9 protein-coding genes are annotated in these 11504 nt (G+C 67.8%); 4 read left to right on the plus strand and 5 right to left on the minus strand.

Annotated features, from left to right (window positions below; all coding sequences use genetic code 11):
* Positions 1–12: 12 nt before the first annotated feature.
* Positions 13–1422, plus strand: a complete 1410-nt coding sequence (gene argH, locus HWY45_RS05320) for an argininosuccinate lyase (protein ID WP_059564458.1) — start codon at positions 13–15, stop codon at positions 1420–1422.
* A 98-nt stretch (positions 1423–1520) separates the two neighbouring features.
* Positions 1521–2201 carry an HAD family hydrolase gene (locus HWY45_RS05325; RefSeq protein WP_059564457.1) on the plus strand — a complete coding sequence of 227 codons (681 nt, stop codon included), beginning with the start codon at positions 1521–1523 and terminating at the stop codon, positions 2199–2201.
* A gap of 90 nt (positions 2202–2291) precedes the next feature.
* On the opposite strand, the gene HWY45_RS05330 is transcribed toward HWY45_RS05325, so the two are convergent.
* From HWY45_RS05330 to apbC, 5 genes are all read right to left on the minus strand, one after another.
* Positions 2292–3059 (minus strand): lysozyme inhibitor LprI family protein, encoded by a 768-nt coding sequence (locus HWY45_RS05330; protein WP_059884025.1) that lies wholly within the window; start codon positions 3057–3059, stop codon positions 2292–2294.
* A 26-nt stretch (positions 3060–3085) separates the two neighbouring features.
* Positions 3086–5365: an arginine/lysine/ornithine decarboxylase gene (locus tag HWY45_RS05335; RefSeq protein WP_059564456.1), complete on the minus strand. Its 2280-nt coding sequence runs from the start codon at positions 5363–5365 to the stop codon at positions 3086–3088.
* An 89-nt stretch (positions 5366–5454) separates the two neighbouring features.
* Positions 5455–6024 (minus strand): dCTP deaminase, encoded by a 570-nt coding sequence (gene dcd, locus HWY45_RS05340; RefSeq protein ID WP_006398615.1) that lies wholly within the window; start codon positions 6022–6024, stop codon positions 5455–5457.
* Between the two features lie 109 nt (positions 6025–6133).
* Positions 6134–6670: a superoxide dismutase family protein gene (locus tag HWY45_RS05345; RefSeq protein WP_059564455.1), complete on the minus strand. Its 537-nt coding sequence runs from the start codon at positions 6668–6670 to the stop codon at positions 6134–6136.
* Positions 6671–6803: 133 nt separating this feature from the next.
* Positions 6804–7895 carry an iron-sulfur cluster carrier protein ApbC gene (gene apbC, locus HWY45_RS05350; protein ID WP_059810733.1) on the minus strand — a complete coding sequence of 364 codons (1092 nt, stop codon included), beginning with the start codon at positions 7893–7895 and terminating at the stop codon, positions 6804–6806.
* A gap of 347 nt (positions 7896–8242) precedes the next feature.
* Between apbC and HWY45_RS05355 the strand changes: the two genes are divergently transcribed.
* Positions 8243–8890, plus strand: a complete 648-nt coding sequence (locus HWY45_RS05355; RefSeq protein ID WP_017333872.1) for a YiaD family glycine zipper/OmpA-like lipoprotein — start codon at positions 8243–8245, stop codon at positions 8888–8890.
* 377 nt (positions 8891–9267) lie between these two features.
* Positions 9268–11442: a methionine--tRNA ligase gene (gene metG, locus HWY45_RS05360; RefSeq protein WP_059883978.1), complete on the plus strand. Its 2175-nt coding sequence runs from the start codon at positions 9268–9270 to the stop codon at positions 11440–11442.
* The last annotated feature ends 62 nt before the right edge of the window (positions 11443–11504 follow it).

Raw genomic sequence — 11504 nt, forward strand, 5'->3', positions numbered from 1 at the left:
CGAAGAATCGCCATGACGTCCCAACTGCACAAAAAGGGCGAGGCCTGGTCGGCCCGCTTCTCGGAACCGATGTCGGAGCTGGTCAAGCGCTACACGTCGTCGGTGTTTTTCGACAAGCGTCTCGCGCTCGTCGACATCGCCGGCTCGCTCGCGCACGCGAAGATGCTCGCGGCGCAGAAGATCATCAGCGCCGACGACCTGGCCGCGATCGAACGCGGGATGGCGCAGATCCAGGGCGAGATCGAGCGCGGCGAATTCGAATGGCAGCTCGACCTCGAGGACGTCCACCTGAACATCGAGGCGCGCCTCACCGCGCTGATCGGCGACGCCGGCAAGCGCCTGCACACCGGCCGCTCGCGCAACGACCAGGTCGCGACCGACATCCGCCTGTGGCTGCGCGGCGAGATCGACCGCATCGGCGGCCTGCTGAACGACCTGCGCGGCGCGCTGATCGACCTCGCGGAACAGAACGCCGACACGATCATGCCGGGCTTCACGCACCTGCAGGTCGCGCAGCCGGTCACGTTCGGCCACCACCTGCTCGCGTACGTCGAGATGTTCTCGCGCGATGCCGAGCGCATGCGCGACTGCCGCACCCGCGTGAACCGCCTGCCGCTCGGCGCGGCCGCGCTCGCGGGCACCAGCTACCCGATCGACCGTCACGCGGTGGCGAAGACCCTCGGCTTCGACGGCATCTGCGCGAACTCGCTCGACGCGGTGTCGGATCGCGACTTCGCGATCGAATTCACGGCCGCGTCGGCACTGGTGATGACGCACGTGTCGCGCTTCTCGGAAGAGCTCGTGCTGTGGATGAGCCCGCGCGTCGGCTTCATCGACATCGCCGACCGCTTCTGCACGGGCAGCTCGATCATGCCGCAGAAGAAGAACCCGGACGTGCCGGAACTCGCGCGCGGCAAGACCGGCCGCGTGAACGGCCACCTGATGGCGCTCCTCACGCTGATGAAGGGCCAGCCGCTCGCGTACAACAAGGACAACCAGGAAGACAAGGAACCGCTGTTCGACACGGTCGACACCGTCGCCGACACGCTGCGGATCTTCGCCGAGATGGTCGCGGGCATCACCGTGAAGCCGGACGCGATGCGCGCGGCGGCGCTGCAGGGCTTCTCGACCGCGACCGACCTCGCGGACTACCTCGTGAAGCGCGGCCTGCCGTTCCGCGATGCGCACGAGGCGGTCGCGCACGCGGTGCGGATCTGCGACGATCGCGGCATCGATCTCGCCGACCTGACGCTCGACGAGATGAAGCAGGAACTGCCGAACGTCGCGCACCTGATCGGCGACGACGTGTTCGGCTACCTGACGCTCGAAGGCTCGGTCGCGAGCCGCAACCACCCGGGCGGCACCGCGCCGGACCAGGTGCGCGCCGCCGTGAAGGCCGCGCGCGCCGCGCTCGGCAAGTAAGCCTGCCACTTCGGACGGACGCCTCTGCGGCGTCCGTTTTTTGTTTGCGCGGCCGCGCCCGTTGCGTGCGCCGCGCACCCCGGACTCACGGATTTCCCATGACGTTTTCCGCTGCGATCTTCGACATGGACGGCCTGCTCATCGATTCCGAGCGGACGATCATGAACACGTGGATCGACGTCGCGCACGCGCATGGCGTCGCGCTGTCGGTCGCCGATTACCTGCAGATCGTCGGCCGCTCGTTCGCGGAAGGCCAGGTGATCCTCGCCGGCATCATCGGCGATACCGACACGTTCCAGTCGGTACGCACGCGCGTGCGCGAACAGCTCGCCGCGCCCGAGCCGCATCCGAAGTTTCCGCTGAAGCCCGGCGCGCACGCGCTGCTCAGCACGCTCGCGCAGGCCGGCATTCCGTGCGCGGTCGCGTCGTCGTCCGCGCGCGACGTGATCCGCACGCGGCTCGACGCGGTCGGCGCGCTGCCGTTCTTCCACGCGATCGCGGGCGGCGACGAAGTCGCGCGCGGCAAGCCCGACCCGGCCGTCTACCGGCTCGCGGCCGAACGGCTCGGCGTGCCGGCCGATGCGTGCGTCGCGTTCGAGGACAGCGACTTCGGCGCGCAGTCCGCGGCCGGCGCGGGCGCGTCGGTCATCACCGTGCCCGACCTGAAGGCGCCCACGCCGGAAATCGTCACGCTGAGCCTGCACGTGCTCGCGTCGCTCGACGACGCGCTCGCGCTCGTGCCGACCTGGTTCGGGCTGCCCGACGCACTGCGCCGCTGAGCCGGCGCGCGCCCCAAACGCAAACGGGCACCACGGTGCCCGTTTTTCATTGCCGTCGCAGAAGCGGCACACCATGCGCACCCTCGCGCGTCAGCGGTTGCCTGCCGTCTCCGACAAGCGCTTCATCGTCGCGATGCGCGCGCCGATCAGGTCAATCCGCCCTTCCTCGCCGACGAGCGGCGCCGTCGCGTCGCGGTAGGCGCTCCACGCGCGCTGCGCATGCACGAGCGTCGCGGCCGAGTGCGCGGGCATCTTGCGGCGCAGCTTCTGGTAGTAGCGATTCAGGTCGAACAGCGCGTGCTCGCACGCAGCGTCCTGCTCGCACGGCCGGATGCGGCGCACGGGGTCGCGCGTGTCGCTCTTCGATGCATTCGCCGGGCCGCCCGTCGCCGCGACCGCCGCACCCGCCGCGCCCGACGCGCCGCTGTCCACCGCCTTCGGCGCCGCATAGCGATCGGCCGCGGCCCGCAGCGCGAGCGCGCGCTCGCGCACCGGCTGCAGCTGCATGTCGGCGCTCGCCATCGTGTACATCGTGCCGCGCGTCGTCTCGTACACGGCCTTCAGCAGATACGCCTCGTCCTTGCGCCACGTGACCCAGCGCCGCTGGCTCTCCTGCCAGCCGCGCTTCGCGTCGCCGGGCGCGTCGTTCAGCAGGCGCTGGTACGCGTCGTCCATCACGGCCTGCCACTGCTGCTGCGCTTCGCCCATGCACTGGATCTGCCCGGCCGTCGACGAACGGTCGCGCCGCGCGAGACACTGCCGCATCGCCACGTCGTTCGGGTCGGCCGCCGCGACTTCCGCATGCGCCGCGCCCGACCAGGCCGCCCAGGCGACGAGCGCGGCCGCGGCCGCGCGCATCGTCCCGAATCGAGTCTGCTTCATCGTCAATCGCGCACGCAGTCGACGAAATACTCGACGCGCCCGTTCACCTCTTCCGCGACGAGGCCGTGGATGTCGGTGTGGAAGCCCGGGAAGCGCTCGTTGAAGTCGCGCGCGAACCGCAGGTAGTTGACGATCGTCTTGTTGAAGCGCTCGCCCGGGATCAGGAGCGGAATGCCCGGCGGGTACGGCGTGAGCAGGATGCTCGTCACGCGGCCTTCGAGCTCGTCGAGCGGCACGCGGTCGATCTTGCGGTGCGCGAGCTTCGCGAACGCGTCCGACGGCTTCATCGCGGGCTCCATGTCCGACAGGTACATCTCGGTCGTCAGGCGCGCGATGTCGTTCGCGCGATACACGTCGTGGATCTGCGTGCACAGGTCACGCAGGCCGACGCGCTCGTAGCGCGGATGCTGCGCGACGAATTCCGGCAGCACGCGCCACAGCGGCTGGTTGTTGTCGTAGTCGTCCTTGAACTGCTGCAGCTCGGTCACCATCGAGTTCCAGCGGCCCTTCGTGATGCCGATCGTGAACATGATGAAGAACGAGTACAGGCCCGTCTTCTCGACGATGATCCCGTGCTCGGCGAGGTACTTCGTGACGATCGCGGCCGGAATGCCGGTCTCGCCGAACTCGCCGTCGACGTCGAGCCCCGGCGTGATGATCGTCGCCTTGATCGGGTCGAGCATGTTGAAGCCTTCCGCGAGCGGGCCGAAGCCGTGCCAGCGGTCGTTCGGCTTCAGCATCCAGTCGTCGCGCGAGCCGATGCCTTCCTGCGCGAGGTCTTCCGGGCCCCACACGCTGAAGAACCAGTCGTCGCCGTATTCGGCGTCGACCTTGCGCATCGCGCGGCGGAAGTCGATCGCCTCGGCGATCGATTCCTCGACGAGCGCGGTGCCGCCCGGCGGCTCCATCATCGCGGCCGCGACGTCGCACGACGCGATGATCGCGTACTGCGGGCTCGTCGACGTGTGCATCAGGTACGCCTCGTTGAAGCGGTGCTTGTCGAACGTGCGATTTTCGGAATCCTGCACGACGATCTGCGACGCCTGCGAGATGCCGGCGAGCAGCTTGTGCGTCGAGTGCGTCGCGAACACGAGCGCGCCGGTGCGCGGCCGGCCGTCGCCGATCGCGTGCATGTCGCGGTAGAAGTCATGGAACGTCGCGTGCGGCAGCCATGCTTCGTCGAAGTGCAGCGTGTCGAGCAGGTCGCCGAGCAGGTCCTTGATCATCTCGACGTTGTAGACGACGCCGTCGTACGTGCTCTGCGTGATCGTCAGGATGCGCGGCTTCAGGTCCGGGTTCTGGCGCAGCGCCTCGCGCGCGAACGGGTTCGCCTCGATCTTCTTGCGGATGTTCTCCGGCTTGAATTCGTCGCGCGGGATCGGGCCGATGATGCCGAAGTGGTTGCGCGTCGGCGTGAGGAACACGGGGATCGCGCCCGTCATCGTGATCGCGTGCAGGATCGACTTGTGGCAGTTGCGGTCGACCAGCACGATGTCGCCGGGCGCGACCGTCGCGTGCCAGACGATCTTGTTCGACGTCGACGTGCCGTTGGTCACGAAGAACAGGTGGTCGGCGCTGAAGATGCGCGCCGCGTTGCGCTCGGAAGCGGCCACCGGGCCCGTGTGGTCGAGCAGCTGGCCGAGTTCGTCCACCGCGTTGCAGACGTCCGCGCGCAGCATGTTCTCGCCGAAGAACTGGTGGAACATCTGGCCGAGCGGGTTCTTCAGGAACGCGACGCCGCCCGAGTGGCCCGGGCAGTGCCACGAGTACGAGCCTTCGTCCGCGTACTTGACGAGTTCCTTGAAGAACGGCGGCGCGAGCGAGTCGAGATAGACCTTCGCCTCGCGGATGATGTGGCGCGCGACGAACTCCGGCGTGTCCTCGAACATATGGATGAAGCCGTGCAGTTCGCGCAGGATGTCGTTCGGCAGGTGGCGCGACGTGCGCGTCTCGCCGTACAGGAAGATCGGGATGTCCGCGTTGCGGCGGCGCACTTCGGTCACGAACGCGCGCAGCTCGATGATCGCGGTGGCGAGCTCGGGCAGCTCGCCGTCCGGGCCGGTTTCGCCGAGCATGAGTTCGTCGTCGTCGATCGACAGGATGAAGCACGACGCGCGGCTCGACTGCTGCGCGAACGACGTCAGATCGCCGTAGCTCGTGAGGCCGAGGACTTCGACGCCCTCCTTCTCGATCGCTTCGGCCAGCGCCCGGATGCCGGAGCCCGAGATGTTCTCGGAGCGGAAATCTTCGTCGATGATGACGACGGGAAAACGAAACTTCATGGGCGAATCTCCAAAAAGAAACGACCGCGGCGCGTCACGCGCAGCGGTCACCCGGAAACTGGTCGGTGTCGGACGGATAGTCAACCAGATCAGGTTTTCGGCAGCGTGACACCCCGTTGCCCTTGATATTTGCCGCCGCGATCCGCGTACGACACGTCGCACACCTCGTCGCTCTCGAAGAAGAGCACCTGGGCGACGCCTTCGTTCGCGTAGATCTTCGCGGGCAACGGCGTGGTGTTCGAGAATTCCAGCGTGACGTAGCCTTCCCATTCGGGTTCGAACGGCGTCACGTTGACGATGATCCCGCAGCGCGCATAGGTCGACTTGCCGAGGCAGACCGTCAGCACGGTGCGCGGAATGCGGAAATATTCGACGGTGCGGGCCAGCGCGAACGAATTCGGCGGGATGATGCACACGTCGCCCTTGAAATCGACGAACGACCCTTCGTCGAAGTTCTTCGGATCGACGATCGTCGAGTTGATGTTCGTGAAGATCTTGAATTCGTCCGCGCAGCGGATGTCGTAGCCGTAGCTCGACGTCCCGTAGCTGACGATCCTGCGGCCGTCCTCGGACGCACGAACCTGATCGGGCACGAACGGCTCGATCATCTTGTGCTCTTCGGCCATGCGCCGGATCCACTTGTCGGATTTGATGCTCATATCAGGGCGCCAGAAAACGCTGCGTGACGGTAAACGAGGGCCGCCGCTTCGGGGCGGCCGGGAAAGGCGCACATTTTACGCGATCGCGGACGCACGCATGCGGCGCCCTTCAGCGGATCACGCCGCACGCGAGCGCGGGCCCCGCGCCGTGCTGCGCAAACGCGGGGTCGCTCGGGTCGCGGTGCACCAGCGCCGCGCGGTTGATCGCCGAGCGCACGCCGTCGAGCGCGAGGTCGGGCGCGACGATGAAGCCCGCCGCGACGCCGTTCGCGTCCGCATGGATGTTGCCGAGATCGCCCGCGACCCGCACGCCCGCGCGCAGCCGGTCGGCGGCCGGCGAGAACACCTGGCCGGCGCTCGAGCCGTCGCCCGCGTTGCAGTCGCCGCGCTCGTGCACCTGCAGCGCGTGGTCGCTGTTCGGCGGCAGGCCCGTCAGGTTGTAGGTGACCTGCACGCCGTCGGGGCGCTCGACCAGCGTCACCGAGCCGCGCGCCTGCGCGCCGACCGTCGGCTGCAGTTGCGCGTCGGCGCGCTTTTCGTACGTCGACGAAAAGGAAGTACAGCCGGCCACGAGGGCCAGCGTGGCGGCGGCCAGCAGCGCGTGCCTCGCGCTGCCGGCGCGCGCGCCGCAATATCGTTCGTTCATTCGATCCTCGTGCCGGCAGGCGGCCGTCTGACACGGCGCCCTGCCGGGCGGGCAAAGGGGACCCTGCAAAAGTCGCCATGATACCGCGCCTCGCGGCGCCGTAAACAGCGTCCGGCCCCGCCCCGCAAGGGTTTTACGTATTTTGAACAACGATGCTCGGAAACTTCGACGTCATGTCGCGCGCGCGCTCGGCAATCGCCAGCGCAACGCCGCGCGCGATTTCGCGGTAACGCTGCGCGATCGCGCCGTCCGGATCGGCCGCGACCGTCGGCGCGCCGCTGTCGGCCCGCTCGCGAATCGCGATGTCGAGCGGCAGGCTGCCGAGCACGTTCACGCCGTATTCCTTCGACATCCGCTCGGCGCCGCCCGCGCCGAAGATGTGCTCCTCGTGGCCGCAGTTCGAGCAGATGTGGATGCTCATGTTCTCGACGATGCCGAGGATCGGGATGCCGACCTTCTCGAACATCTTCAGGCCCTTTTTCGCGTCGAGCAGCGCGATGTCCTGCGGCGTCGTGACGATCACCGCGCCCGTCACCGGCACGCGCTGCGCGAGCGTCAGCTGGATGTCGCCGGTGCCCGGCGGCATGTCGACGATCAGGTAGTCGAGCTCGCGCCAGTTGGTCTGGCGCAGCAGCTGCTCGAGCGCCGAGGTCGCCATCGGGCCGCGCCACACCATCGGGTTGTCTTCCTCGATCAGGAAACCGATCGAGTTCGCCTGCAGGCCGTGGCCGACGAGCGGGTTCATCGACTGGTTGTCCGGCGACTCGGGCCGCTGGCCGTGGATGCCGAGCATCGTCGGCAGCGACGGGCCGTAGATGTCCGCATCGAGGATGCCGACCGACGCGCCTTCCGCGGCGAGCGCGAGCGCGAGGTTGACGGCGGTCGTGCTCTTGCCGACGCCGCCCTTGCCCGACGCGACGGCAACGATGTTCTTGACGTTCGGCAACAATTTCACGCCGCGCTGCACGGTGTGCGCGACGATCTCCTGCGACACGTTGACGCGCGCGTCGCGCACGCCCGGCACGGCCTTCAGCGCGGCGCTCACGCGCGCGCGCACGTCGTCGTGCTGGCTCTTCGCCGGATAGCCGAGCACGACGTCCACCGACACGGCGTCGCCGTCGATCGCGACGTTGCGCACGCCTTTGCCGGCCGCGTACGGGCGGCCCGTGTTGGGGTCAGCGACTGCCGCGAGCGCGGCGTCGACGAGGGCCCGGTCAATGCTCATCGAAACTCCGTGAAAAACGTTCTTTTCGCGCTCAAACGTCAAGAATTATCAAATAACGCGGCGAAAATCGGGAAAAGTGAAAGAATCTGTTGCACGCCATTGCGCGAACGCGCGAGCCGGCGCAATCTTCGCGTGCGGCACGCCATGGGGCCAAATCGACCCCTTACCGCCTATATTGTAGAGGCTGACGCGTCGCGCTGCCCGAACAGCCACGCTGCGGGGCAGGGCATGTGGTCGCCGCGGCGACCGCCGCGCGTGCAGGATCGCCCGGCCTGATCCGGGCGGGCCTGCCTGAAAGCCGTACCTGTTGTCGTTGTCGACTCGTTCAACCAAGAGAGGAATCCCAGATGAACATGAAAATCGCAACCCGCTTGTCCGTCTTCGTATTGGCCGGTGCGGTTCTCGCCGGCTGCGCGACGTCGCCGCAAGGCACCAACACGGCCGTCGGCACGGGCGCGGGCGCCGCGCTGGGCGCCGGCATCGGTGCGCTGGCGGGCGGCGGCAAGGGCGCGGCGATCGGCGCAGGCGTCGGCGCGCTGGTCGGCGGCGTGACGGGTTACAACTGGCAGGCGATCAAGAACAAGCTGGCGCCGTCGGCAGCCCAGACCGGCACGCAGGTGACGGAGCAGCCGGACGGCTCGCTGAAGCTGAACGTGCCGAGCTCGGTCACGTTCGCGACGAACCAGTACGCGATCACGCCGGCGTTCACGCCGCTGCTGAACGACCTGGCCACGACGCTGAACCAGAACCCGCAGGTGACCGCGTCGGTCGTCGGCTACACCGACAGCACGGGCTCGGCGCAGCTCAACCAGACGCTGTCGCAGAACCGCGCGCAGAGCGTCGTGAACGCGCTCGCGCAGCGCGGCGTCAACGCTGGCCGCCTGTCGGCACAGGGCATGGGCCCGTCGAACCCGATCGCGGACAACGCGACGGAAGCCGGCCGCGCGCAGAACCGCCGCGTCGAGATCTACCTGCGCGCCGCGCAGGCGCAGTAAGCGCGCGACAGCGAAGGGAATATGCGGGCGCGCCGCTCGCACAGCCCCGCCGGACGCCTTGTCCGGCGGGGCAAGTAACAAATCGAAAAAAATTTCGAACTTCTGTCGCAAGCCGTGGTCTGTCTTTACGGTACGCGGCTGGTGTTGCCGGCGCGTCACCATTCTCCTCTTGTCGTTGTTGCTCCGGGGCCGTATCCGCCCCGGTTTTTTTTGCCCGCGAAAAACGTGCTGCATCGCAACAACCGGCACCCTGCCACGGCATGTCCATGCTGTCGGCCCCTGCCCGCCCGGCCTGCGGCGGCCACCCGCCTGCCTCGCCCGCGCCCCTGCTAGAATCGCAGTTTCCCGTGGTTTCCCGCCGTTCCTCTACAGACCCTATGTCCGCATCCGACCTCACTTCCGTGCAGGCCGCCGCGCCGCAAGGCCGCCGCCAGATCCTCGTCACGTCCGCGCTGCCGTATGCCAACGGCCAGATCCACATCGGCCACCTGGTCGAGTACATCCAGACCGACATCTGGGTGCGGGCGTTGCGAATGCACGGCCATGAGGTCTACTACATCGGCGCCGACGACACGCACGGCACGCCGGTCATGCTGCGCGCCGAGAAGGAAGGCGTCACGCCGAAGCAGCTGATCGACCGCGTCTGGACCGAGCACAAGCGCGACTTCGACAGCTTCGGCGTGTCGTTCGACAACTTCTACTCGACCGATTCCGACGAGAACCGCGTGCTGAGCGAGAGGATCTATCTCGCGCTGAAGGAAAACGGCCTAATCGCCGAGCGCGAGATCGAGCAGGCGTACGACCCGGTCAAGGAAATGTTCCTGCCGGACCGCTTCATCAAGGGCGAGTGCCCGAAGTGCCATGCGAAGGACCAGTACGGCGACAACTGCGAGGTGTGCGGCTCGACCTACCTGCCGACCGAGCTGCTGAACCCGTACTCGGTGGTGTCGGGCGCGACGCCGGTGCGCAAGACGTCGACGCACTACTTCTTCCGCCTGTCCGACCCGCGCTGCGAAACGTTCCTGCGCGACTGGGTGAGCGGCCTCGCGCAGCCGGAGGCGACCAACAAGATGCGCGAGTGGCTCGGCGACGCCGGCGAGGCGAAGCTGGCCGACTGGGACATCTCGCGCGACGCGCCGTACTTCGGCTTCGAGATCCCCGGCGCGCCCGGCAAGTATTTCTACGTGTGGCTCGACGCGCCGGTCGGCTACTACGCGAGCTTCAAGAACCTGTGCGACCGCCAGGGCATCGATTTCGACGCGTGGATCCGCCCGGGCACGGCCGCCGAGCAGTACCACTTCATCGGCAAGGACATCCTGTACTTCCACACGCTGTTCTGGCCCGCGATGCTCGAGTTCTCGGGCCACCGCACGCCGACCAACGTGTTCGCGCACGGCTTCCTGACGGTCGACGGCGCGAAGATGTCGAAGTCGCGCGGCACGTTCATCACCGCGCAGAGCTACATCGACACGGGCCTGAACCCCGAATGGCTGCGCTACTACTTCGCCGCGAAGCTGAACGCGACGATGGAAGACATCGACCTGAACCTCGACGACTTCCAGGCGCGCGTGAACAGCGATCTCGTCGGCAAGTACGTGAACATCGCGAGCCGCGCGGCGGGCTTCCTGCTCAAGCGTTTCGACGGCCGCGTGCAGGACAGCGCGATGAACCATCCGCTCGTCGCGACGCTGCGCGACGCGATTCCGCAGATCGCCGCGCACTACGAGGCGCGCGAATACTCGCGCGCGCTGCGCCAGACGATGGAGCTCGCCGACGAGGTCAACGCGTACGTCGACGGCGCGAAGCCGTGGGAGCTCGCGAAGGATCCGGCCAATGCGGTGGCGCTGCATGAAACCTGCAGCGTGAGCCTCGAGGCGTTCCGCCTGCTGTCGCTCGCGCTGAAGCCGGTGATGCCGCGTGTCGCGGAAGCGGTCGAGGCGTTCTTCGGCGTCGCGCCGCTCACGTGGGCCGACGCCGCCAAGCCGCTGTCGTCCGAGCAGCCGATCAAGGCGTACCAGCACCTGATGACGCGCGTCGACGTGAAGCAGATCGACGCGCTGCTCGCCGCGAACCGCGATTCGCTGCAGGCCGCGCAGGGCGGCGCGGCGGCGGATGCAGCCGGCAGCGCGAAGGCTGCGAAAGCTGCGAAGGCCGACGCAAAGACGAATGCAAAGCCCGCCGCAGCCGCCAACGGCGCGGACGACGACGCCGCGCCGATCTCGATCGACGATTTCGCGAAGATCGACCTGCGCATCGCGAAGATCGTCGCGTGCCAGGCGGTCGAAGGCTCGGACAAGCTGCTGCAGCTCACGCTCGACGTCGGCGAGGAGAAGACCCGCAACGTGTTCTCCGGCATCAAGTCCGCGTACCAGCCCGAGCAGCTCGTCGGCAAGCTGACGGTGATGGTCGCGAACCTCGCGCCGCGCAAGATGAAGTTCGGCCTGTCCGAAGGGATGGTGCTCGCGGCGTCGTCCGCCGACGAGAAGGCCGAGCCGGGCCTCTACATCCTCGAGCCGCACAGCGGCGCGAAGCCGGGCATGCGCGTGAAGTAAGCGGCGCGCGCGGGCGCATCGCCGCCCGCCCCGGAAAGGAAAAAAACCCCGCACGGTTCTAT

This window comes from Burkholderia stagnalis (genome assembly GCF_902830275.1).
GTDB classification, from domain to species: Bacteria; Pseudomonadota; Gammaproteobacteria; order Burkholderiales; family Burkholderiaceae; genus Burkholderia; species Burkholderia stagnalis.

Coding starts and splice junctions, on each gene's coding strand:
- HWY45_RS05325 (WP_059564457.1), top strand. CDS start 1,521: ATGACGTTTTCCGCTGCGATCTTCGACATGGACGGCCTGCTCATCGAT.
- HWY45_RS05355 (WP_017333872.1), top strand. CDS start 8,243: ATGAACATGAAAATCGCAACCCGCTTGTCCGTCTTCGTATTGGCCGGT.
- metG (WP_059883978.1), top strand. CDS start 9,268: ATGTCCGCATCCGACCTCACTTCCGTGCAGGCCGCCGCGCCGCAAGGC.
- argH (WP_059564458.1), top strand. CDS start 13: ATGACGTCCCAACTGCACAAAAAGGGCGAGGCCTGGTCGGCCCGCTTC.
- dcd (WP_006398615.1), bottom strand. CDS start 6,024: ATGAGCATCAAATCCGACAAGTGGATCCGGCGCATGGCCGAAGAGCAC.
- HWY45_RS05335 (WP_059564456.1), bottom strand. CDS start 5,365: ATGAAGTTTCGTTTTCCCGTCGTCATCATCGACGAAGATTTCCGCTCC.
- apbC (WP_059810733.1), bottom strand. CDS start 7,895: ATGAGCATTGACCGGGCCCTCGTCGACGCCGCGCTCGCGGCAGTCGCT.
- HWY45_RS05345 (WP_059564455.1), bottom strand. CDS start 6,670: ATGAACGAACGATATTGCGGCGCGCGCGCCGGCAGCGCGAGGCACGCG.
- HWY45_RS05330 (WP_059884025.1), bottom strand. CDS start 3,059: ATGCGCGCGGCCGCGGCCGCGCTCGTCGCCTGGGCGGCCTGGTCGGGC.